Below are 23,533 nucleotides of genomic sequence, written 5' to 3'. Positions count from 1 at the left end.
CGAACCGGACCGGTTCCGGCCGTCCCCCGGACGTGTGGATGTCTCGGCTCGGTCTCAGCTCGCCTTGCACTGCCCGTTGTGCACCATGTCGGCCGCTTGGTCGGTCTGGGCGGTGATGGCGTACTCCGGGAACGAGGCGATGTCCTTCTGCGTGTTCGCCTTGTCCGCGCCGAGGAACTTCACCGCGTAGCTGTTGGTCAGCCCCTCCGGCTCCACGCCGAACGCGGGGCGCGTGGTGCCGCAGCGCGCGTTGATGAGCGCGTGCGAGAGCTCGTGCTTGATGATGTCCACGTAGGAGTCGTCCTTGACCATGAGGGAGAAGTCGGAGCGCGTCTGGTTGATGTACACGACGTTCGGGCTGGCCGTGCAGAACGAGGCCGCGATGGTGCTCGTGTCGCCCGTGGTGCGCGTGCAGTAGGTGAAGATCTCGTCGTAGTTGTAGTTGGGCACCATGCCGGCCGCCGTGATCAGCGACTCCCCGGCCGCGAGATACGTGCCGTCCGAGCCCTTGGAGACGGACACGGCCTTGATCTTCGTCTCGAGGTCGTCCGCCGCGGTGCCCTCCGGCGCGGCGCCGTCCGATTCGTAGACGGACCCGTCCTTGCGCGTGATCTTGATCTTCACGTCGAAGTCCTCGTGCGCCTTGAACTTGCGCTCCACTTCGAGGACTTCGTTGACCTTGGCGGCGTACTGGTCGTTCACCTCGTCCATGCTGGTGGAGTTCGTGACGCATCCGAAGTTGAGCGCCGCCTTGTGGTCGGTGATGATGATCATGAAATCGTGGACGTAGTCGGCGCTGTCCTGGTTGGCGGGCAGGTTGTTGTCCGCGAAGATGGTGCCGTCCACCAGCTGCTTGTTGTACTTGTCGTACAGGCCCTTGACCGTGTCCGAGTACTTGATGTACTCCTCGGCGTCGTTGCAGTTGATGATGGTGTCGTGGCTGCCGCCGTCCGAATAGCCGTAGTCGAGTCCTCCGGCGGAGCCTGAACCGCCTCCCGATCCCGATGATCCCGTGCCGCTTCCGCCGCCCGTCTGGCTCTGCGTGGCGCCGGCGTTCTCCAACGCCGAACGCATGGCGTTGCGCGCGCCGAAGAACACGAACACGCAGAGCAGCACCACGACGAGCAGCGCGGCGCCGCCCACCGTGAGGCCCACGGCCAGACCGGCGCCGCCCCTTTTGCGCGGCGCCGGTCCGTACGGCTGCCCGGGCGCGCCGTAGGGGGAACGGTATCCCGGATGGCCCGGTCCGCCCGGCATCGGTCCGCCCGGCATCGCGGACGGCTGGGGCATGCCCGGCCCCGGCGTGCCGGGGGCGCCGTACGGTCCGTATGACCCGGGTGGGTTCGGCTGGCCCGGGTTGGGTTGATATGGGTTGGGTTGGTACGGGTTGGCGTTGCTCATCGAATCCCCCTCGCTTCGCGGCCTGTCGCTGTCGTTGCGATACCGATTCTAGTCGAGTGCGGGGAGCGGCGCCATATGTCCGGTGGGCCGGCGGGCTTCCGTCGGACGGAAGCCGCCCTATCATGGTGCGTGAAGACGACGCCCGCGGGCCGGCGGAAGCATGGGTTCCGCGGGGCGACGAGGACGGACGAAGACGGGAGGACGGAGCATGACGGCACGCAGACTGGTGTTCCTGGACATCGACGGCACTCTGGCGGACGAGCAGCATCAGGTCCCTGAATCGGCGCGCCGGGCCTGCGTGCAGGCCCGGGAGAACGGGCATCTGCTGTTCATCTGCACCGGCCGCTCCCTGCCGAAGATCGAGCAGAGCATCCTCGACGTGGGCTTCGACGGCGTGGTGTCCGTGGCGGGCGCGCAGGCGAACATGGGCGATTGCGTCCTGTTCCAGCGGTTCGTCCCGCCTGAGGCGATCGACGCGGCCGATGCCTACTTCAAGGCGCACGGCATCGAGGCGTACCAGTGGCAGGGCGCGGACGGCATGGTCATCTCGGAAGGCTACGCGCGTCACCTGAAGTCGAAGGGCAAGGCGTTCGACCGCGGCGAGTTCGCGCGCTTCTGGCACCGCATCGACGACATCGACGTGCCCGAAGGGTCCACGCTGGGGCGGACCATCCACGTGTCCAAAGGTTCCTACTTCACCGGCCCGGACCCGGACGTCACGTTCGAGGAGACGAAACGCGACCTCGCCCCGTGGTTCACGCTCGTGCACGGCTCGTACGACGCGATCTCCCCGAACAACGGCGAACTGCTCATCAACGGCGTCGACAAAGGCACCGCGGTGCGTGAGGTGGCGGCACGGCTGGGCGTGCCGATCGGGGACACCATCGCGATCGGGGACTCCGACAACGACACGGCCATGCTCAAGGCCGCCGGCACGTCCGTCGCCATGGGCAACGCCATCCACGGCATCGAACGGTGGTGCGACATGCAGACCACCGACATCCACGACGACGGCATCGCGAACGCGTTCCGCACGCTCGGCCTCATCTGAGCCGGCCGGAGACGGCGCGCAGGACCTTCGGGAACCGGGACACAGACGGGACGAGAAGGGAGGTCCGCGATGGATACGGTCATCGAGGTCCTGTTCTGGCTGGCGATAGGGTGCGTGCTTGCGGTGCCCTTCACGATGCTGTGCGCGGCCTACGGGCGCAAGACCATGCGCAGAGAGGGTGATTACATGTCCGCCTACGGGTGGACGCAGACGCAGTCCGGGTATTGGCCCCAGCTCAATCACAAGTTCTATGAGCAGGCGTTCGGCTGTAGCTACGAGGTCTCCGCCAACGCGCGCACGTTGGGCTGGTACGTCAAAGGGCCGTGGGTGCTGTTCGAGATGATGCTGCCGCCCGATCTCGACAGCATGGCCGATGACGCCGTCGACTGGTTCGGGCTGTGGTTCCTGTCCCTGCCGGTGGCGTTGCCGCAGGAGCTCGACGCATGGTGCACGATACACGTCAGAAAAGGCATGCTGACGCATCCCATCATCGGCGGCGTGGGCGGGGACGTGATGAACATGCTGTACGCGAACCCCTGGCGTCCCAACCTGCTCATCGTCTCCGGCAGACCGTTCCTCTGGGTGCCCGGCGTCTTCGAGGACGCCCGGGGGAACCTGCGCGTGGGCGAGCTCGAAACGATGCTGTTCCCGCTGGCGCAGGAGCTGTGCCGGCGGCTTCCGTGGGACTATGCGCAGTGGGGGCCCGCGCAGTGGGAGACGGTCCGGCGCGACCGGGCGCGATGGTACGACCGGCGCTGGTGGACCAGGCGGGTGTGGCTGTGACCCTGCGCGGGGTATGGTCCCGGCGGGGCGGCCGCCGGACAGGGCGTGGGCGTGCGGTAGGGTGAATCCCATGGCAAACTCGGGAAACTTCGTGCACCTGCATAACCACACGCACTATTCGCTGCTCGACGGGGCGTCCAAGATCCCGGACCTGGCCAGGCACGCGGCCGAGCTCGGCATGCCGGCGGTGGCCATCACCGACCACGGCAACATGCACGGCGCGTACGAGATGTTCACGAACTGCGTGGCCAACGGCGTCAAGCCGATCATCGGCATCGAGGCGTACGTCACGCCGGAGACCGCCCGCCAGGACAAGTCCCGCGTGCACTGGGGCACCGAGGACCAGCGGCGCGACGACGTCTCCGGCGGCGGCCTCATCACCCACATGACCATGTGGGCGGAGAACGACGAAGGCCTCGTCAACCTCATCAAGGCGAGCTCCGTGGCGAACCTCGAAGGCCGCGTCATGCGCTACCCGCGTATGGACAAGGAGGTGCTCGCCACCTATTCCAAAGGCGTGATCGCCTCTTCCGGATGCCCGTCCGGCATCATCCAGACCAGGCTCCGTCTGGGTCAGTTCGACGAGGCGCTGCGCGCCGCCGGCGAGTTCCAGGACATCTTCGGTCGTGACAACTTCTTCATCGAGCTCATGGACCACGGCCTGAAGATCGAGAAGGAGGTCACGTCCGGGCTGCTCACGATTGCGAAGAAGCTCAACGCGCCGCTGCTCGCCACGAACGACTCCCACTACGTGGAGGCCAAGGACGCCGAAGCGCAGGACGCCATGCTGTGCATCAACTCCGGCTCGCACCTCGACGACCCGGACCGGTTCAAGTTCGACGGCACCGGCTACTACCTCAAGCCGGCCGAGGAGATGCGCGAGCTGTTCAGGGAGTTCCCGGAGGCGTGCGACAACACGCTCGAGATCGCCGAACGCTGCAACGTGATCTTCGACGACCACGAGGACGGCGCGTTCATGCCGCAGTTCGACTGCCCCGAAGGCTGGGACGAGGCCTCCCTGTTCCTCAAGAAGGTGGAGGAGGGCCTCGAACGGCGCTACGAGGGGAACGTGCCCGAGGAGGTCTCCAAGCAGGCCGACTACGAGTGCGGCGTGATCTGCCAGATGCAGTTCTGCGGCTACTTCCTCGTCGTCGCGGACTACATCCAGTGGGCGAAGGACCACGGCATCATGGTGGGGCCCGGCCGAGGATCGGCCGCAGGTTCGATGGTCGCGTACGCGATGGGCATCACCGAGCTCGATCCGCTGAAGCACGGCCTCATCTTCGAACGCTTCCTCAACCCGGAACGCGTGTCCCTGCCGGATATCGACGTCGACTTCGACCCGGACGGCCGTCTGCACGTCATCGACTACTGCGGCGAGAAGTACGGCCGCGACAAGGTCGCCCAATGCGTGATCTACGGCGTCATCAAGACCAAGCAGGCCCTCAAGGACTCGGCGCGCATCATGGGCTACGAGTTCGCCATGGGCGACAAGGTCACCAAGGCGCTGCCGCCGTCCAAGAACGGCAAGGACGCGAGCCTCAAGGAGATCTTCGACCCCACGTCCAAACGCTACGCGGAGGCGCGCGAGTTCCGCGAGCTGTACGAGTCCGACCATGACGCGCACCAGATCATCGACAAGGCGAAGACCATCGAGGGCCTGATCCGCCAGACCGGCGTGCACGCCTGCGCCACGATCATGGGAAGCGAGCCGATCACCGACACGTCGCCGCTGCTGGAACGCACCGACGGCACGGTGACCACCACGTTCGAATACCACACGTGCGAAACGCTGGGACTGGTCAAGATGGACTTCCTCGGCCTGTCCAACTTGACGGTCATCCAGGACACGCTCAGGAACATCGAGGCCAACGGCAAGGAGCGCATCGACTACACGAAGATCCCGCTCGACGACAAGGCCACGTACGAGCTGCTCGCCCGGGGCGACACGCTCGGCGTGTTCCAGCTCGATTCCGACGGCATGCGCTCCCTGCTCAAGATGCTCAAGCCCGACAACTTCAACGACATCTCCGCATTGATCGCCCTGTACCGTCCGGGCCCGATGTCGATGGAATCGCACATCAACTACGCGAAGCGCAAGAACGGGCTGCAGAAGATCACGCCGATCCATCCCGAACTGGACGAGCCGCTGCGGCAGGTCCTCGACGAGACGTACGGCCTCATCATCTACCAGGAGCAGGTGCAGTCCGCGGCGCGCATCCTCGCCGGCTACTCGCTCGGCAAGGCAGACGTGCTGAGGCGCGCCATGGGCAAGAAGAAGCCCGAGGTGCTGGCCAAGGAGAAGGTGCCGTTCTTCGCCGGCATGAAGGAGCACGGCTATTCGGAGGAGGCCGCGCAGGCCGTGTGGGACGTGCTTGTCCCGTTCTCCGGATACGCGTTCAACAAGGCGCATTCCGCCGCGTACGGCCTGATCTCCTACTGGACCGCGTACCTCAAGACCCACTATCCGGTCGAATTCATGGCCGCGCTGCTGCAGGGCACCAAGGACAACAAGGACAAGACCGCCCTGTATCTCGGCGAGGCGCGACGCATGGGCATCCAGGTGCTCTCGCCGGACGTCAACGAGTCCCGCCTCGAATACTCCGCCGTCGGCGACGTGGTGCGCTTCGGTCTCGGCGCCATCCGCAACGTGGGCGACAAGGCCGTGGCCGACATCATCGCCGAACGCGAGGGACCGCACGGCAAGTACGTGAACTTCATGGACTTCATCCGCCGCGTGCCCCTGACCGCGCTCAACAAGCGTCTCGTCGAGTCGCTCATCAAGGCCGGCGCGTTCGACTCCATCGAACCGAACCGACGCGCCCTGTACGAGATCCACGAGGCCGCCATCGACTCCGTCGTCGGCATCAAACGCAAGCAGGCCGAAGGCCAGTTCGACCTGTTCTCCGACGACGAGGACGGCGGCGCCGAGGCCATGGGCGACGCATCCGTCACCGTGCCCGACATCGAAGAGTGGGACAAGAAGACCAAACTCGGTCTGGAACGCGAGATGCTCGGCCTGTACGTGTCCGACCACCCGCTCTCCGGCATGACCGCCGTGCTCGCCGGACTGCGTGAGATGTCCATCGCGCATCTCGTGGACCGGGCCAAGACCATGGGCGAGGGCCAGCAGGTCACGCTCGCCGGTATGATCACCAAGGTGGACCGGCGCGTCTCCAAGAAGGGCAACGCGTGGGCCATCGTCACCATCGAGGATCTGGAGAGCTCCATCCAATGCCTGTTCTTCGGCAAGGTGTACGAGGCGGCCGCCCCGGAGCTCCAGCAGGACGAGGTGGTGCAGATTCGCGGCCAGGTGGAGCTGCGCGACGAGACCGTCTCCCTGCGCGCCACCGAGCTGCAGGTGCCGTCGCTCGAGGCGGAGGACAACAAGCCGGTCGTCATCACGCTGCCGGCCGCCGCGCTCGCGCGCCGGCGCATGATGCAGCTCGGTCAGGTCCTCGCCAACCATCCGGGGTATTGCGAGGTGAAGCTCGCCGTGCTCGACGACAAGGGCGCGGCGCAGGTGCTCACCTTCGGCGATCGGTTCCGCGTGAAGCGGGACACGTCGCTGTTCGCGGAGATCAAGATCCTGTTCGGCCCGAGCTGCCTGCCCGCCGCATGACGACGATGCCCGCCTCCTTCCTGCATGAAGGAGGCGGGCATCGGTGCGTCGGCGGTTGCGTCCGTCCCGGCCGGTTCAGCGGCGGCGCAGCGGCTTGAGTTCGAACACCTCGTCGGACTGGTCGGCCACCGCGGGGGAGTGCGTCACGATGATCACGCACTTGCCCTCCTCGTGGGCGAGCGTGCGGAAGATCGCCATGATGTCGTCCTGCGTGGCCATGTCCAGGTTGCCGGTGGGCTCGTCGGCCAGCACGATGTCCGGTCCGTAGCTCAGCGCGCGGGCGATGGCCACGCGCTGCTGTTCGCCGCCGGACAGGTGCAGGATCCGTTCGTTCGCGTACTCGCCGGGCAGCCGCACCTTGCGCAGCAGGTCGAGCACGAGGTCGTGCTTCGGCCTGTCGAACCGTCTTCCGGACGCCTCCATGGACAGGGTGATGTTCTCCTCGACCGTCAGGGCCGGCAGCAGGTTGAAGCTCTGGAAGATCACGCCGATGTCGTGGCTGCGGAAGCGGTACCGGTCCGATTTCGCCAGGTCGGCGCCGTTGTACAGGATGCGGCCCTCGGTGGGGCAGGTGAGTCCCGAGAGCAGCGACAGGACGGTGGTCTTGCCCGCGCCGGAGGGGCCCACGATGGAGACGACCGTGCCCGCGTGGAAGTCGCGGCTCAGGTCCTTGACGACCTTCTTGCCTCCCTTCGTGTACGAGTAGGAGACGTGGTCCATGGCGAGGATCGGCGTGGGGGAGGGGGTTCCGGCCTGCGCCGTCGCCGTGGCGCCGGCCGCGGCGGTTCCGATGGTGGTTGTGCTGGTCATGCGATGCCTGCTTTCATGCGTTGGTGCGTTGATGGTGTGCGATGGCGGCGCGGTGGGTCAGGAGCGGTCCGCGAGGATCTGGAGCGGCTCGTAGCGGACGATGGCGATGACGCCCACGAGCGCCGAGATCAGGGTGAGGCCGAGGCCGATGAGCACGAGCTGGCCCACCACCTTGAGGTTCACCGTAGCGTCGATCTCGCTGACGTAGCTGACCGCCCGGGAGAATCCGCCGGGGCCGTTGCCGCCCGGCTGGCCGGCGGGCTGCGCGTCGGAGCCGGAGCCGGTGGAGCTGGAGCCGTTGGAACCGGAATCCGTGGAGCCGGAGCCGTTGCCGGACGAGGAGGAATCGGACGAGGAGGAATCCGAATCGCCGGAGGAGGACGAGGCCGCGCCGCCGGCGCCGGGCATGTCCGCGGCACGGCCGAACTGCGCCTGACGGCTGGACGCCTCGGACTCCTGCGAAGAGACCTGCTGGGCGAGCAGCTGGTTCGAGACCGGCACCGAGGCGGCGCCTCCCGCGGCCACGCCCAGCGCGATGCCGATCATGGTGACGATGAGCAGCTCGATGACGAACTGCGCCACCACCTTCGTCTTGCGGATGCCGATGGCGGTGAGGACGCCCACCTCGTACTTGCGTTCGCGCACGTTGAACAGGTTGAGCACGACGAGCACCACGGCACCCACGGCGAGCACGATGACGAGCAGCGTCAGGGCGAACTTCGCCAGGTTGTCGAGCGGCACGAGGCTGGATTCGTAGTTCTCCACGTCCGCGGAGGAGACCGTGTACGTGTCGTCGAGGCCGGCCTTCTCGACGTCCTTGGCGAACGTCTCGTAGTCGTCCTTGCTGCCGAGCACGTAGGTGAAGCTCAGCTGGGTGCGGGAGGCGGAGGTCGCCGTGGAGGAGTCGGACGAGTCCGACGAATCCGACGTGTCGTCGGAGGAGCTGGATTCGGTGGACAGGCCGAGCTTCTTCAGGGTGGCCACCGACGTGTAGATGGCGTTGTCCGGGTCGGAGGAGGTGCCGCCCATCGGGCCGTTCGCGCCGGTGTTCTCGGAGGTGGTGTTCTTGTAGATGCCCACGATGGTGAGCTCGTAGGTGTCGTCGTCGCCGGACAGGTCGGCCACGGTGATGGTGTCACCCACCTTGAGGCCGTTGAAGTCGGCCAGCGCCTTGGAGATGATGACGTCGCCCTCGTCGTCGGTCCCGTAGCCGAACACCTGGCCGCTGGACATGGTGAACGTGCCGTTGGACGCCGCGGCCACCGCGGCGTCGGAGGAGAACCCGACGAGCGAGAAGTCGCCGGAGTCCATGCCCATGCCGCCGCCCTGGCCGCCCATGCCGGGTCCGCCGCCGCCCTGTCCCTGCGCGTCCTGCCCGTTCTGGGAGTCGGAGGACGAGGACGACGAATCGGAGGAGTTCGCCTCGTTCGACGTGGTGGACTCCACCGGTTGGAAGTCGTCCGTGGCGTTCACCGACGTGGTCTCGGTGTAGTAGGTGCTGACGTCCACGCTGGACGCCTTGGCGTACTTCTCATAATCGGACAGCGAGAGGGAGTCCTGGTCGAGGGCGTCGCGCATCGATTCGAAATCGGGCTTGCCGTCGGACGAGTCCGACGAATCCGACGATGCCTGCGTGGCCTTGCTCATCATCGCCTCGCGGTCCACGCCGATGGTGGCAGTCACCGTGGTGGAGTCGAGGCCGTCCTCCCTGGCCGTCTGCGCCGCCGACCGGATGGCCAGGCCCACCGTGGCGGCGGCCGCGATGATCGCGACGATGATGACGATCAGGATGTTGCGTCCCTTGTTGCGCACGACCGATCGCCATGCGTTCTTCAACACGAACATTCGGGGTTCCTTCCGATTGCCGCACGACGCCCGCTGCGCCGTGCCATGGCCCCCAGCATGTGCCTCCCGTTTGGGAGCGTCCTTGCCGCCCGCTGGACGTCATGGCATGCGATGCGGCAAGAAGTCCCGTATGTTTCCTGAGTGTCCGCTGGATATGCGTGTCTCTCGGCGCGGCTTACGGGGACGACGGCGCGGTCTGTCCGGAGGTGACCGTGGTGATGCGCTCCTTCGGCCCGTAGTCGCCCCACATCCGCATGCGCCCCTCGTAGTACTGGGTCTCCTTGAGTTCGCCGGCGATGACGTCGGCGAAATGCTCCTCGTGCGCGACCACCGCCGGCGAGCCGAGGTCGGAGGCGTTGCGGTAGGCGGCCTGATGGTATTTGAGCCAGTGGCTCAGCTCCTGCGTCTCCTTCGGATCGGCCACCGGGGTGCCGGCATAGGGGCTGAGTCCCCGGACGTTCGTGCCGGTCGCCGGCGTGCACGAGCCGTCGTCGTTGAGCGTGGGGTATACGGGGTCGTCCGCGGGCATGACGGTGCCCTGGATGGTCATCCACTGCTCCGTGGCGGGATTGTCCGCGCCGTCGAGCGAAGCGACGAGCTCATCCTTGATCTCGATGGCGGTCACCCACGTCTTGGAAGGGATGGGATGGTTCGCTATCGGGGAGCCCGCCGTCACCACATGCCGGATGTCGAATCGTTCCGACTGGTCCGAGGCGATCGCGGCGGCCACGATGCCTCCCTGCGAATGGCCCACGATCGCCACCGGCTCGTCCCGTCCGATGCCGGCGCGTTCCATGGCCTCCACGACCATGCGCGCGCTGTCCGCCCTCGTCCTGCGTTCCGCGTCGTCGCTCATGAGCTCGACGTTCTGCTCCCACCCGAACGGCGAATCGAAGAAGCCGTCGGTGCCGGGGATGGTGACCAGCCACGCGTTCGTGCCATCCGCCTTCTCGTATCGCTGCACCGCGATGGTGGCGTAGGTGAGCCCCGAATCGAGGTCGATCTTGCCGAGCCGTTCCTCGCCGAGTCTGCGCAGGTTCTCCAACGATTCGGACACCGATCTCGACTCGCGCACCACGGGGGCGTTCGCCTCCACGCGCGTCAGGTGCAGCTCCACGCCCTGCAGGAGGTTCTTGAGCGGCGCGCTGAACCGGCCGATCTTCTCCGCCGCCTGGTTCACCTCGTCCGTATGCACCACGCCCTTGCCTATCTCGACGCCGGCGATCATCGAGCCGATGCCGCTCAGATACCCCTGCTGGAACGGCGCGGTGGCCCATGACGACGTGGCGAGGTTCGGAGCGCCCTCGTGCACCCAGCTGCCCACGAGCCCGCCCACCGCGAGGGCGCCCATGATGTAGGTGGCCCAGCCCGGACGCAGCTGGGTTCCGGCCTGCGTCAGCTCGGTGATGCCCCGCCGGACGGTGCGTTCCGCCTCCGCGTACAGGCTTTGCGCCCTGGTGACGAGATCGGCCATGCCCTTGAGCTTCCATCCCGAGTCCGACATCTCTTTGGCTCGGCGCTGGCATGCGGCGATGAGCCTCACGTAGGGGAGGGTGGCGTGGTCGGCCGGCGCCGTGTGCGGGATGCCCGTCTGCAGTGTGGTGCACAACGGCACGCTGTACCGTTCGGAGCCGAGGTCGAGGGCCGCCTGCGACCAGGCCTGGGCCTGTGCGATGAGTTTTCCTCCGGCGTCGTCGAGGGCGGCGGCGAGGGTCCGGTATTCCTCCATCGTCGCGGGTGAGGACTGATGTCCTCCGTGGATCTGCGAGGTGACCTGCCAGTTCATCTTGGGCTCCTTCGTATCGGGGTCATGCGATCCGCGCCGCGGCGAGGGCGCCGTCGTCGTGTTCGTCCATCAGGGCGGCGAGCGTGTCGACGGTCCCGCGGAAGTATGTGGCGGCGGGACCGTCCCATGCGATGCCGCGGCAGCCGGCGAGCGTCTCGCGCACGGCTCCCGTGACGAGCGCGGTGGATGAGGCGAGCCGGGAGATCCGTTCCCGTCCGTCCGCCACGACCGTGTGGCAGCGGCAGGCCGTCTGTCCGAACATGGGCTCCGGCATGGAGCCGAACTCCTGGGGAGTGGGGGAGAGCGTGAGCCGGCGCATGACGCGCGTGCGGTGTCGTGTGGTGTCCATGCGCCCCATGGAACACCACGTGGGAGGGCGGCGTCCACCCCGGAGGGGCCTTGTGGTCGGAGCCCCGGTTATCCACATATCCGTCAAGACCCTTAACGATGACGTCTCATGGAACGGCATCCTCCGCAGGATATGCGACGGGGCGGGCGCCGGGACATGCCCGGCGCCCGCCCCGGATGCTCATCGACGGGTCCGTGGACGGACAGGCGACGCGGCTCCGCCCGTCACCACGGTTTCGCCGTCTGCGTCGTCGTGGTCGACCCCGTCGTGTCCTTGGACGAATCGCCGTCGCCGGTCGTGGAATCCTGCGACGGCGTGGACTGCTGGTTGGCCTTGAGCAGGTCCTCCACCTGCTTCTTCTGTTCGGCCGTCAGCCCGCCGCCCTTCTTCGCGTTCGTGCCGCCCTGCGATGCCGCGGCGTCCTTCGACGCGGACGTCGCCTTGCCGGAGGCCTTGGCCGCCTCCTTGACGGTGCGCTTCGTCAGCGTCGCCGAGATCGAGGCGTTCGTATCGACCGCCTCGCGCACCTGCGGCAGCAGTAGGAACCCCAGCGCCCCGGCGTCGGCGAACTGGGCGTCGGTCTGCCGCTGGCCGGCGCTGAGCGCCTCCCAGTCGGCGTCGTCGCCGTCCGCGGACGTGAGATTGGCGGTGAGGCTCGCCGTCGCCTGGTTGAACCGGCTGACGGCCACCAGGTTCACGGCGGCGACGCCGGTCACGCCCAGCGCGGCCACGGCCAGCACAGCCAGCAGGATGCGCACGCCCAACGGCGCGCGGGCCGCATCCCCCTTCCGGGATTTCCTCCCGGCGTCATGCGCGTGTCCGCTCATATCAACCTCCTCGACAGTGCGATCCAGGCCCCCGCCTCCCAGGCGAGCAGGGCCAGCATGGCCATGGCGAACGGCCAGACCACCGGTGTCATACGGGTGCGCTCCTTCGTGGTCTCGGTCACCTTCCAGCGGTCCGACGCCTTGGCGGAGCGGCCTGCGGCGAGCGTCTGCGTGGCCGAGGTCCTCAGATACGTGCCGGACATCTCGTCGGCGATCTCCTTGAGGTTCGTCTCATCCATCTTCGATATGCCGGGCTCGCCGGTGTCGGGGTCGGTGACCCACTCCTGGCCGTCGGTCCCGTTCTCCCCGGACACGCCGTCGGCGACCTTGGGGATCCGGCCGCCGTCGACGGAGCCCACACCCACCGTGAACGCGTCGTCCAGATAGCCGCGGAGCGTGGAGAACGAGCGCCGGGCCTTCGCCGAGGTCTGCTCGCCGTCGGTGATGACGTACAGCACGACGGCGTCGTCCGGATGCTGGTCGCGGATGTCCTTGAGCGTCGTGACCAGCTGGTCGAGCGGCGCGTCGAGCGAGGATCCCGCGGACACGCTGGTCGCCTCCGGCGCCAGCGTGGAGGCCCAGCTGCGGATGGCCGGCGCGTCGGGCGTCAGCGGCACGTCCAGCGTGCCGGACGCGCCGAACCGCAGCGCGGCGAAACTGGCGTCCCCATAGAGTTCCGTGAGGTCGTCCACGGCCTTCCTCGCCGCCTCGAGGCGGGTGATCCCCTTGTCCGCGCCGTACGTGGCGTCGGCCACGGCCATGGATCCGGTGACGTCCACCGCCACCACCACGTCCGTGGCGTTCACGGCGCGCGACGTGGTGGACGAGACGACGGACGGGCACAGCGCCATCACCGCCGCCAGCAGGCAGACGAGCGTGCGACGCACGCAGGCCGCCGAGGTCTCGTCGCCGGCCGCGCCGCGCGCATGGCGTACGACGCCGATGACGGCCGCCATGGCCATCACGGCGGCGAGCGCGCCTCCCACGGGCCATCCGAAGATGGGGGACAGTGTCATCGCGTTCATCTCCTCAACCTCCAGGCCAGTGCCAGCCAGACCAGGACGACCGCCAGCAGGGTCGCCGTCCACCATGCGGGGTCGTCCGTCACGGCCGCCTTGGACGCCGTCTCGCTCTGCGCGCGTCTGCGCGATTCGATGTCGCGCACCAGCGCCTCGACCGACGTGCCGTCCGACTGCGTGAGGAACACGCCGTCATGTGATTCGACGAGCTCCTTCATCCGCGTGGTCGTCGCGTCGCCCTCGCTCTGCCGGGGGCCGGAGAACAGGCCGTCCACCGTGATCCTCGCCTTGGAGGTGAGTTCCAGCGCCTGTTCGAGCGTGTACGTGGGCGTGCCGGACACCACGTTGTCCGTGGCGAGCACGATGGATGCGGCGCGGGAGCGCGTCGAGCCGTCGCCCCCGGCCGTCCCGTAGGCGAATCCGGGCAGCATGGCCGCGCAGGAGACCAGACCGTCGCCGATGAGCGAGGTTGTGTCCTTGCGGTTCTGCGTGCCCTCCAGCCAGTCGGACAGCCGCTGGTAGTCGGCGTCGCTCATCTTGTCGATGTCGTCCTGCGATTCGACGCCCTTGAGGGCCTTCGCGGCCGCGTCGAGCTGGCGCGTCACCAGCGAGTAGTCGTCGGTCAGCGGGAAGACGGTGCGCGAGGTCGAATTGAAGATGCTCATGCCGATGCGCTCGCCCTGGAAGTTGCCGACGATGTCGCGGTACGTCTCGATGACCTGCCGGTCATAGGGGAGCGTCGACCCGGACACGTCGAGGCACAGGACGATGTCGCGCGTGGCCGAATGCTCCTCGCCGGCGTCCACCGACGACGGACGCGCCACCAGCGCGCACGCCAGCGCCAGCGCGCACGCCAGCAGCAGCACGGCCAGCCGGTTCAGCGCGCGCCATGTGCGGAACAGCCTCGAGGCGCGCTCCGTGTTGAGGTCGTCGTCCAAATGGAACGCCCTCAACGCATCGTCCCCGCCGTGCCGGCGCCGCGAAAGCGCCACGACGAGGAGGATGACGCCGGCCGCCGCGAGCGCCCCCGCCGCCGCGGCCCACGGCCATTGCCAGGACAGGCTCATCGTCGTCCCCACCTTTCCACAAGATTCCGTACCCAGCCGGCCGCCTCCTCCACGGAGACGTCGCGGGCGTGCGCGTTCACCGCGGCGTCGGCGAACTCGGGCGGATACAGCGCGGCCACGGTCATGCGCAGCAGGTCGATGCCGCCGCGGCCGGACGCGCCCTTGTCCTCGCGCCGCAGATCGGCCAACGTATGCGAGCCGAGGTCCCGGCCGGACGAGACGGAGGCGAAGTCGCGCGCCACCGCGGCCAGTTCCGCGAACGCGTCCTCACGGTTCAGCGCGCCGGACGCGTGGCGTTCCACCACGTCGTCGATCCGGGCGCGCCACTCCGCCTTGCCCGTCGCGTCGGCGCTGTGCGCGCCGCGGCGGACGGGCGCGATCCGTGCGCGCCGCGGCCGGGACAGCAGCAGGACGGCCACGACCAACGCCACGCACGCCGTCAGCGCGACCGCCATGACGGCGACCAGCGGCCCCGTCAGGTCGATCGGTCCCACGGGGGCGTTGGCGGCCAACACCGATGCGACTGCGATCATGCGGCACCTCCCACGCCGGACGTGGCGCCCATCATGCGGGGGCCGGCCGGGCCCGAGCCGGCCAGCGCGCGCGAGACCAGGCGCACGAACTCGTCGAACATCGCCTCGCTGGAATCGGCCCGGACCACATGGCCCCCCACGCGGTCCATCTCGCGGCGCAGCGCGGCCGCCATGTACGCGCGGTGCGTGTCCACCTGCGCCGCGGCGCGTGGGTCCGCCAGGAAGGCCGGCAGACGCCGGCGCCCGGCCCCGTCCAGCACCTCGTGCGACCGTGCCGCGGCGAACGGGTTCACGGTGGCCACGTCGATGACGACGAGCGGATGCGTGCGCGCCACCGACCGCAGCGCCTTCATCCGGGAATCGTCCAGCGCATGCTCGTCCGTGGCGATGACGACGAGCGCGTCGCGGTCCCTGATGCGCCGCGCATACGCCAGCAGCGCGTCGATGTTGCGCGGCTGCGACCAGTCCCGGTCCAGGGCCTCGTCGAGCACCCGCTCGAACTGGGGGAACCCGCCGTTGAACGGCACGCGCGTGATGCTCGCCGCATCGGACAGCACCAGCGAGATGTCGTCCGAGCGCCGCAGCGACAACGCGGCGAACATGCGCAGCGCGTTCGCCGCCACCTCGAAGGCGCGTTCGCCCGAAACGCACGATCCGGTCATCTCGCGGCCGACGTCGAGCATCATCCATACGCGCGACGTGACCAGACGCTCGCGGCGGACCACCATCGGACGTCCCTGCCGGGCACTCGTCTTCCATTCGATGAGGCGCGCCTCATCGCCGGGCTCGTAGGCGCGCACGTCCATCAGCTCGTCCGAGCCGCCGGCGCGGCGCGAACCGTGCTCGCCCTCGATCACGCCCAGCGCCCTGCGGACGGTGGGCAGGCTCAGCCGCGTGCCCAGCGCCTCGATTCTGGCCCTGACCGGATCGTCGGAACGGGTGCCGATCATGGAACGGGAACCGCCTTGACGATGCGGCCCACCACCTGGTCCGCGGTCACGCCGTCGGCCAGCGCCTCGAACGTGAGCACGATGCGATGGCGCATCACCTCATGGACGACCGCCTTCACGTCCTCGGGCACCACGTAGTCGCGTCCCTTGAGCAACGCGTTCGCCTGGCCGATGCGCACCAGCGCGATCGAGGCGCGCGGCGAGGCGCCCAGACGCACCAGCGACCCCAGACCCTGCACCGGATGCGAACCCGCGCCGCGCGACGTGGCCGCCAGATCCACCGCATAGCGCTGGATGGCGTCGGACACATGCACCCGGCGGGCGCACGCCCGCAGGAACTCCACGTCCCTGATCGACACCTGGTCGGCGGGGAGCTGGGCCGGGTCGAACACATCGGAGCCGCGGCGCGTGAGCAGCGCCAGCATGCGGCGCTCCTCGTCGGCGGTCGGATACGTCATCACGGCCTTCATCATGAAACGGTCCATCTGGGCCTCGGGCAGCGCGAACGTGCCCTCCTCCTCGATGGGGTTCTGGGTGGCGATCACCATGAACGGGCGGGGCAGCGGGATGCGCTCGCCGCCGATCGTGGTCGCGCCCTCCGCCATCGCCTCGAGCATGGCGGACTGGGTCTTCGCGTTCGAACGGTTGATCTCGTCGAGCAGCACGAAGTTGGCGTGGATGGGGCCGATCTGCGTGGCGAACCGCTGCGAGGCGAAGTCGAACACCTGCGTGCCCACCAGGTCGGACGGCATGAGGTCGGGCGTGCACTGCACGCGCTTGAACGTGCCGGACACGGACGTGGCGAGCGTCTGCGCCGCCGTGGTCTTGGCCAGTCCGGGCACCGATTCGATGAGGATGTGGCCGCCTGCGACCAGCGTGAGGATCAGGGATTCACGAAGATTGTCCTGCCCGACGAGCGTGAGGGCGAAGCGGGCGCGGATGCGGTCCGCCAGGGCCGCCGCCCTGGCCACGTCGTCCGGGCTCAGCGCGGTCGCGGCCGTGGGGGCGGGCACGCGCACGGCGCCCGGTTGCGGGGGCATCTGCGGTTTCGGAGGGAAAATAGCCATGCGCTCCACTGTAACCAAGCGCGGTGACGGTTCCGCCGCCCGCGCAACCGGAACGGGGAGGGGACGTCAGGGCAGACGCCAGTCGATGGGTTCCGCGCCCATCGCCTCGAGCGCCTGGTTGGCGCGGGAGAACGGGCGCGACCCGAAGAAGCCGCGCGCGGCGGACATCGGACTCGGATGCGGGGACTTGATGATGTACGCATTGGTGAGGAGCGGCTCGAGCGTCTGCGCGTTGCGGCCCCACAGGATCGCCACCAGCGGGCGCGGCCTGCCGGTGGCCGGGTCCACGCGGGCGTTCAGGGCGCGGATGGCCGCCTCGGTGACCTGCTCCCAGCCCTTGCCCTGATGGGAGTTCGGGTGTCCCACGCCCACCGTCAGGCACCTGTTGAGCAGCAGTACGCCGCGTTCGGTCCAGGGCGTCAGATCGCCGTTGGACGGCATCGGCACGCCAAGGTCGTCCACGAGCTCCCGATAGATGTTGACGAGGCTCCTGGGCAGCGGCCGCACGTCCGGGGCCACGCAGAAGCTCAGCCCCACCGGGTGCCCAGGGGTGGGGTAGGGGTCCTGGCCGACGATGAGCACCCGTATCGAATCGAAGGGGATGGTGAACGCCCTCAGGATGTTGTGCGCGGCGGGCAGCCACGGCCGTCCCGCCCGGGTCTCCCCACGCAGGAAATCCCCCATGCGGTGCACCTGCGGCTCCACGTCCCTCAGCGCCTCGGCCCATCCCGGTTCGACGAGGTCGCGCAGCGGTTTGATCTCACTCATGCGCCCCACTGTACCCCGTGCCGGGGCGGCCGTGCGCCATGGCGGCCGACGTGCGCATACGGTGCGGGCACCGCGCCGGCCATGGCGGCTGGGAAGCGCTGACGTTACACTCGGTGTAGTTTGACGTTGCGAGGAGGTCGCGAGCATGGCGAAGCGTGAGAACCGCGAGAAGGACGATTTCGACTCCTATGAGCCGGATGCGTTCGACAATCCCCCCAAGGGGCCTTCCGGGGTCCACCGCGGCAGGCGTTCGGCGGCGGCCCGGTTCATGCCGTTCGTGATCGTGGTGCTCGTCGCCGCGCTGTGCGGCTGGGGCGCCTGGGGATACTTCTCCGGCGAGGCCGGCAACATCCGCATGCCGTGGTCCTCGTCGTCCTCCGATTCGTCCTCGTCCTCCTCCGATGACGCGGCGAAGCAGGCGGCGGCGAAGAAGAAGGCGAAGGCCAAGGCCGCGAAGGAGGCCGCCGCGAAGAAGAAGGCCGAGGAGGAGGCCGCCCAGCAGGCCGCGCAGGAACAGGCGGACCAGGAGCAGGCCCAGCAGCAGGAGCAGGCCGCGCAGGAACAGGCGGCCCAACCGGACAAGACCAAGTCGGTGCGGGTCATCAACGGCACCAGGACCTCCGGCTATGCGGCGTCGAAGAAGACCGTGCTCGACCAGGCCGGCTACACGAACGTGGTGGCCGCCAACCCCCAGGGCTCGCTGCCGAGCGCCACCGTGGTGTGGTACGCCGACGCGGCCGACCAGGCCACCGCGCAGGATGTGGCCAATACGCTGGGCATCTCGAACGTCCAGCAGGCGAGCGGGCTGTCGTCGTCCGTCGTGGTGGTGCTGCTGAGCTGACCGCGGCATGCGGCCGTGCGGCGCCGCGGATTCCGCCCCGACGCCCCCTGTCCATGGCGAGGAGCCGTTTCGTGAACGGTTTCTTGTCGTTGGCAGGGGGCGTCGCTATACTGTCCGATTAGTCGCGAGGCGGGGGGAGCGCGGTGTGGTTGTTCTATTCCCTCCGTGTCGGGAGAGGTACAGCTAGCTCACACACAGCTCAAGGGAAGTGCAACATGGCGCAAGGAACGGTGAAATTCTTCAGCAATGGCAAGGGGTATGGCTTCATCACCCCGCAGGGTGGGGGCGACGATGTGTTCGTCCACTACTCCGTCATCCAGGGTGAGGGTTTCAAGACCCTGAATGAAGGGGACAAGGTCGAGTACGAGGCCGAGAAAGGCCCCAAGGGCATGCAGGCCACGAAGGTCACCAAACTGTGATCTCGGCTCCGCCCAAGCCGTTCGAAGAACGTGCATTTGTTCGTGAGGTTGAGGATTCGGACACCTCAGGTCGCCCCGGTCGGTATGACGGGGCTTTTTTCATGCCCAAAACGCCCCGTTCCCGGTTCGGGGCTTCATGCCATGAGCGCAAATCCCGGCGGATGTTGGCACTCGTGGACGTCGAGTGCTAATGTCGCAGTTAGCACTCGGAGGTCGAGAGTGATAAACCGCAGCTGACGGCGGTGCATCACCCGCGGTCCCACGGGTGGACATCGGTTACCCACAGCCATTTGGAGGACATCAAACCATGGCAAAGATCATCGCGTATGATGAGGAAGCCCGTCAGGGAATGCTCGAAGGCCTTGACAAGCTCGCCAACACCGTCAAGGTCACCCTCGGCCCGAAGGGCCGCAACGTCGTGCTGGACAAGTCCTACGGCGCCCCGACCATCACCAACGACGGCGTCTCCATCGCCAAGGAGATCGACCTCGAGGATCCGTACGAGCGCATCGGCGCCGAGCTGGTCAAGGAAGTCGCCAAGAAGACCGACGACGTCGCCGGCGACGGCACCACCACCGCCACCGTGCTGGCCCAGTCCCTCGTGCACGAGGGCCTGAAGAACGTGGTCGCCGGTTCCAACCCGATCGCCCTGCGCCGCGGCATCGAGAAGGCCTCCGACGTCATCGTCAAGGAGCTCATCGCCGCCGCCAAGGACGTCGAGACCAAGGACCAGATCGCCGCGACCGCCACCATCTCCGCCGCCGATCCGGAAGTCGGCGAGAAGATCGCCGAGGCCCTGGACAAGGTCGGCCAGGACGGCGTCGTCACCGTCGAGGACAACAACCGCTTCGGCCTCGACCTCGAGTTCACCGAGGGCATGCGCTTCGACAAGGGCTACATCGCCCCGTACTTCGTGACCAACGCCGACGACCAGACCGCCGTGCTCGAGGACCCGTACATCCTCCTGACCTCCGGCAAGGTCTCCAGCCAGCAGGACGTCGTCCACGTGGCCGAGCTGGTCATGAAGTCCGGCAAGCCGCTGCTGATCATCGCCGAGGACGTCGACGGCGAGGCGCTGCCGACCCTCATCCTCAACAACATCCGCGGCACCTTCAAGTCCTGCGCCGTCAAGGCCCCGGGCTTCGGCGACCGCCGCAAGGCCATGCTGCAGGACATGGCCATCCTGACCGGCGCGCAGGTCGTGTCCGACGAGCTGGGCCTCAAGCTCGACTCCATCGACACCTCCGTGCTCGGCCACGCCAAGAAGGTCATCGTCTCCAAGGACGAGACCACCATCGTGCAGGGTGCCGGCTCCAAGGAGGACATCGACGCCCGCGTGGCCCAGATCCGCGCCGAGATCGAGAACACCGACTCCGACTACGACCGCGAGAAGCTGCAGGAGCGTCTCGCCAAGCTGGCCGGCGGCGTCGCCGTCATCAAGGTCGGCGCCGCCACCGAGGTGGAGGCCAAGGAGCGCAAGCACCGCATCGAGGACGCCGTGCGCAACGCCAAGGCCGCCATCGAGGAGGGCCTGCTGCCCGGCGGTGGCGTGGCCCTCGTCCAGGCCGCCAAGAAGGCCGAGTCCGATGAGGCCGTCACCTCGCTCACCGGCGAGGAGGCCACCGGCGCCGCCATCGTGTTCCGCGCCATCGAGGCCCCGATCAAGCAGATCGCCGAGAACGCCGGCGTCTCCGGCGACGTCGTGATTAGCAAGGTCCGCTCCCTGCCGGACGGCGAAGGCTTCAACGCCGCCACCGACACCTACGAGGACCTGCTGGCCGCCGGCGTCACCGACCCGGTCAAGGTGACCCGTTCCGCCCTGCAGAACGCCGCCTCCATCGCCGGTCTGTTCCTGACCACCGAGGCCGTCGTCGCCAACAAGCCGGAGCCGAAGGCCGCCGCCCCGGCCGCCGGCGCCGACATGGGCTACTGATCGGCAGACGATTGGAGATGATTCCGCGTCCCCGGACCGGGCTAGCGTGACGCCTCGTCGGTCCGTGTGACATCCATGTGCCGTCCCGTGCATGCACGGGACGGCACATGTCGTTTCCGGACGTCCGTCGGGGACGTCACTGCGCGAACAGCCGTGCGGCCGCGGTCTCCGCGTCCGCATACACCGTGGACGCGTGCGACAGCGAGCGTTGTATGGATTCAAGGGATGATTCCATCTGCTGCTGCGCCGCGCGCCACTGCTCGACCACCGAGGTGAACTGCGTGGCCGCCGATCCCCTCCACGCGTCCTGCAACGCGTTGAGGTTCGCCACCATGCCGGTCACGGCCTGTCTGATCTGTCCCACGGATGACTGCACCGCGGCGCTGGATGATGCGATCCGTTCCGAATCGACCTGGTATTGAGGCATCGTCGTCTCCTTCGTTCGTCATGGATGATGCGCCCGGCTTCGCCGGACGGCGGCCGATTGGTGCAACCGGCCGCTAAGGTGGAGTGTATGAGTTTCGAATCGTTCATCAACGGAAAAACGACCGATGTGGTCAGAGCCCCCCGCATCGGCGTGTCGCATGTCGGGAAATGGCTTGTCTGCGCCGTTCTGGCGTTGTTGTGCGCGATGTGGATAACTCCCGCCGCCCTCGCCGACGGCGGCACCGGCCTGATGACCGACAACATCACCGACACGCAGAACCTGCTCGGCTCCAACGCCTCGGCCGTCACCGACAAGGTCAAGGAGACCTACGAGAAATCCGGCGTGTACGTCCGCCTCATCTACGTCGACAGCTTCGGCGAGGGCGCGAAGCCCACCGAATGGGCGAAGGAGGCGTTGGAGGCCACCAATCCGAAGCCCAACACCGTGCTGCTCGCGGTGGCTTCCGCGGACGGCAGCCTCGTCGTGTCGGTCTCCAGCAACTCGGATGAGTGGCTGCGCGATTCGGACACCGTCGACGCACTGAGCAAGGCCGCCATGGAGCCGCTCTCCGACTCCTCCAAACAGGATTGGTCCGGCTCCGCGATCGCCATGATGGACGAGATCCAGCAGCGCAAGCAGACCTCGACGAACTCGCGCACGGTGACCATCGGCGTCATCGGCATGGGCGCGGGTCTCGCCGTGCTCGTCATCGTCATCGTGGTGACCATCGTCGTCAGGCGCCGTCGCGAAGTCGACAAGGACGCCGGCGAGCAGGATGCGCAGGCGCGGTCCTCGACGGACGTCCCGTCCGACGACGGGACCGAGGACGCCGGGACGACGGCCGACGAGACGATTGCCGCGACGGCCGACGCGACGGCCGACGCGACGCCGTCCGGTTCGGAGCCGCCGGCCGCCGCGGAGCAGCCGTCGGCCGCGCCGGAGGAGCCGTCCCGCCCGATGACGCGACGTGAGCTGCGCGAGGCGCGCAAGCGGCAACGCGGCCTGTTCGGCAGGAAGCGCGGCTGAACCCGGCTGGCCGCATGACGCGCGGAATGCACAGACGGCTTTCAGGAAACCGTCAGACAGCGAGGCCATGCTGGGAGGCATGAGCAAGCCTATCGAAGCATCCATCGTCGTCGTGGACGACGAACCGTCCATCCGAGAACTGCTGGTCGCCTCCCTGCATTTCGCCGGTTTCGAAGTCAGCACCGCCGCATCCGGCTCCGAGGCCATCGAAGTCATCGAGAAGGTCCGTCCGGACCTCATCGTGCTGGACGTCATGCTCCCGGACATCGACGGGTTCACCGTGACCCGCCGCATCCGTCAGGAAGGCATCGACGCGCCGGTCCTCTTCCTCACCGCCCGCGACGACACTCAGGACAAGGTCATGGGGCTGACCGTCGGCGGCGACGACTACGTCACCAAGCCGTTCAGCCTCGAGGAGGTCGTGGCGCGCATCCGCGCCATCCTGCGGCGCACCCGCGAACAGGTGGAGGACGATCCGATCATCCGCGTGGGAGACCTCGAGATCAACGAGGACTCGCACGACGTGACGCGCGCCGGCCAGACCGTCGAACTGAGCCCCACCGAATACAAGCTGCTGCGCTACCTCATGGACAACGCCGGACGCGTGCTGTCCAAGGCGCAGATCCTCGACCACGTCTGGCAGTACGACTGGGGCGGCGACGCGGCCATCGTCGAAAGCTACATCTCCTACCTGCGCAAGAAGGTCGACGGCGTCATGGTGGAGGGCGAGGACGGCGAGAAGCACAAGGTCACGCCGCTCATCGAGACCAAGCGCGGCATCGGCTACATGATCCGCGAACCGAAGTCATGATCACCCATCCCCGTACCCTCCAGGACGAGACGGCGACCCCTCCGGCCGGAGCCCCGGGGAACGCGGCCGCGGATACGCCATCCCCTGTGGCGGCGCGACCCGCCGCCGGGAAACGCCGCGGGGGATGGCACCGCTTCACGCGGTTCTTCCTCGACCGGCTCGACCGCGTCCCGCTGAGCGCCAAGCTCGTCGCCTCCA

20 protein-coding genes and 1 pseudogene are annotated in these 23,533 nt (G+C 67.9%); 8 read left to right on the top strand and 13 right to left on the bottom strand.

Features of this window, described 5'->3' with window-relative positions; translation table 11 throughout:
• Positions 1–54: 54 nt before the first annotated feature.
• Positions 55–1,401, bottom strand: coding sequence for a hypothetical protein (locus tag KIH78_RS04410; protein ID WP_219131428.1), 1,347 nt, complete (start codon positions 1,399–1,401; stop codon positions 55–57).
• Between the two features lie 208 nt (positions 1,402–1,609).
• On the opposite strand from KIH78_RS04410, the gene KIH78_RS04405 reads away from it, so the two are divergent.
• The 3 genes from KIH78_RS04405 to dnaE all read left to right on the top strand — a co-directional run bounded on the left by KIH78_RS04405 (position 1,610) and on the right by dnaE (position 6,857).
• The gene (locus KIH78_RS04405; RefSeq protein WP_219131427.1) at positions 1,610–2,452 is read left to right on the top strand and encodes an HAD family hydrolase; all 843 of its coding nucleotides are present in this window, start codon (positions 1,610–1,612) and stop codon (positions 2,450–2,452) included.
• 69 nt (positions 2,453–2,521) lie between these two features.
• The gene (locus KIH78_RS04400; RefSeq protein WP_219131426.1) at positions 2,522–3,235 is read left to right on the top strand and encodes a hypothetical protein; all 714 of its coding nucleotides are present in this window, start codon (positions 2,522–2,524) and stop codon (positions 3,233–3,235) included.
• Between the two features lie 70 nt (positions 3,236–3,305).
• The gene (dnaE, locus tag KIH78_RS04395; RefSeq protein WP_219131425.1) at positions 3,306–6,857 is read left to right on the top strand and encodes a DNA polymerase III subunit alpha; all 3,552 of its coding nucleotides are present in this window, start codon (positions 3,306–3,308) and stop codon (positions 6,855–6,857) included.
• Positions 6,858–6,932: 75 nt separating this feature from the next.
• Here dnaE and KIH78_RS04390 read toward each other — a convergent pair whose 3' ends face one another.
• The 11 genes and pseudogenes from KIH78_RS04390 to KIH78_RS04340 form a co-directional block, all read right to left on the bottom strand.
• A complete protein-coding gene (locus KIH78_RS04390; protein ID WP_219131424.1) occupies positions 6,933–7,667 on the bottom strand; it encodes an ABC transporter ATP-binding protein in 735 nt (244 codons plus the stop codon).
• 382 nt (positions 7,668–8,049) lie between these two features.
• Positions 8,050–8,984: pseudogene (locus tag KIH78_RS10870) on the bottom strand (FtsX-like permease family protein); the annotation flags it as partial.
• 703 nt (positions 8,985–9,687) lie between these two features.
• On the bottom strand, positions 9,688–11,298 hold the full coding sequence (locus KIH78_RS04380) for a lipase family alpha/beta hydrolase (protein WP_219131422.1): 1,611 nt from the start codon (positions 11,296–11,298) through the stop codon (positions 9,688–9,690).
• Positions 11,299–11,320: 22 nt separating this feature from the next.
• A complete protein-coding gene (locus KIH78_RS04375; protein ID WP_219131421.1) occupies positions 11,321–11,647 on the bottom strand; it encodes a hypothetical protein in 327 nt (108 codons plus the stop codon).
• Positions 11,648–11,871: 224 nt separating this feature from the next.
• Positions 11,872–12,474 carry a DUF6466 family protein gene (locus KIH78_RS04370; protein ID WP_219131420.1) on the bottom strand — a complete coding sequence of 201 codons (603 nt, stop codon included), beginning with the start codon at positions 12,472–12,474 and terminating at the stop codon, positions 11,872–11,874.
• Complete coding sequence (locus KIH78_RS04365; RefSeq protein ID WP_219131419.1) at positions 12,471–13,499, bottom strand: VWA domain-containing protein; 1,029 nt, start codon at positions 13,497–13,499, stop codon at positions 12,471–12,473. Before KIH78_RS04365 ends, KIH78_RS04370 begins: the two co-directional genes overlap by 4 nt.
• Positions 13,496–14,560, bottom strand: a complete 1,065-nt coding sequence (locus KIH78_RS04360; protein ID WP_219131418.1) for a vWA domain-containing protein — start codon at positions 14,558–14,560, stop codon at positions 13,496–13,498. The genes KIH78_RS04365 and KIH78_RS04360 overlap by 4 nt, the downstream gene beginning before the upstream one ends.
• On the bottom strand, positions 14,557–15,093 hold the full coding sequence (locus KIH78_RS04355; RefSeq protein WP_219131417.1) for a peptidyl-prolyl cis-trans isomerase: 537 nt from the start codon (positions 15,091–15,093) through the stop codon (positions 14,557–14,559). Before KIH78_RS04355 ends, KIH78_RS04360 begins: the two co-directional genes overlap by 4 nt.
• Positions 15,090–16,043, bottom strand: coding sequence for a DUF58 domain-containing protein (locus KIH78_RS04350; protein ID WP_219131416.1), 954 nt, complete (start codon positions 16,041–16,043; stop codon positions 15,090–15,092). The genes KIH78_RS04355 and KIH78_RS04350 overlap by 4 nt, the downstream gene beginning before the upstream one ends.
• The gene (locus KIH78_RS04345) at positions 16,040–17,110 is read right to left on the bottom strand and encodes an AAA family ATPase (RefSeq protein WP_219131415.1); all 1,071 of its coding nucleotides are present in this window, start codon (positions 17,108–17,110) and stop codon (positions 16,040–16,042) included. The genes KIH78_RS04350 and KIH78_RS04345 overlap by 4 nt, the downstream gene beginning before the upstream one ends.
• 66 nt (positions 17,111–17,176) lie before the next feature.
• Entirely contained in the window at positions 17,177–17,878 is a 702-nt protein-coding gene (locus tag KIH78_RS04340) for a uracil-DNA glycosylase (RefSeq protein WP_219131414.1), read from the bottom strand.
• Positions 17,879–18,023: 145 nt separating this feature from the next.
• Here KIH78_RS04340 and KIH78_RS04335 point away from each other — a divergent pair, with 145 nt between their 5' ends.
• The 3 genes from KIH78_RS04335 (at position 18,024) to groL (ending at position 21,071) form a co-directional block, all read left to right on the top strand.
• Complete coding sequence (locus KIH78_RS04335) at positions 18,024–18,719, top strand: LytR C-terminal domain-containing protein (RefSeq protein WP_219131413.1); 696 nt, start codon at positions 18,024–18,026, stop codon at positions 18,717–18,719.
• Positions 18,720–18,934: 215 nt separating this feature from the next.
• Complete coding sequence (locus KIH78_RS04330; protein WP_219131412.1) at positions 18,935–19,138, top strand: cold-shock protein; 204 nt, start codon at positions 18,935–18,937, stop codon at positions 19,136–19,138.
• A gap of 307 nt (positions 19,139–19,445) precedes the next feature.
• On the top strand, positions 19,446–21,071 hold the full coding sequence (groL, locus tag KIH78_RS04325; RefSeq protein ID WP_214311051.1) for a chaperonin GroEL: 1,626 nt from the start codon (positions 19,446–19,448) through the stop codon (positions 21,069–21,071).
• Positions 21,072–21,207: 136 nt separating this feature from the next.
• On the opposite strand, the gene KIH78_RS04320 is transcribed toward groL, so the two are convergent.
• Positions 21,208–21,498 carry a WXG100 family type VII secretion target gene (locus KIH78_RS04320; RefSeq protein ID WP_214311049.1) on the bottom strand — a complete coding sequence of 97 codons (291 nt, stop codon included), beginning with the start codon at positions 21,496–21,498 and terminating at the stop codon, positions 21,208–21,210.
• An 87-nt stretch (positions 21,499–21,585) separates the two neighbouring features.
• On the opposite strand from KIH78_RS04320, the gene KIH78_RS04315 reads away from it, so the two are divergent.
• Positions 21,586–22,524, top strand: coding sequence for a TPM domain-containing protein (locus tag KIH78_RS04315; protein ID WP_219131411.1), 939 nt, complete (start codon positions 21,586–21,588; stop codon positions 22,522–22,524).
• A gap of 79 nt (positions 22,525–22,603) precedes the next feature.
• Entirely contained in the window at positions 22,604–23,335 is a 732-nt protein-coding gene (locus tag KIH78_RS04310; protein WP_219131410.1) for a response regulator transcription factor, read from the top strand.
• Positions 23,336–23,533 lie beyond the last annotated feature (198 nt).

It is taken from the genome of Bifidobacterium saguinibicoloris (assembly GCF_019331725.1).
Classification (GTDB): Bacteria; Actinomycetota; Actinomycetes; order Actinomycetales; family Bifidobacteriaceae; genus Bifidobacterium; species Bifidobacterium saguinibicoloris.
Note: the sequence above shows the minus strand (reverse complement) of the source record. Positions and strands in the feature narration are given on the sequence as shown.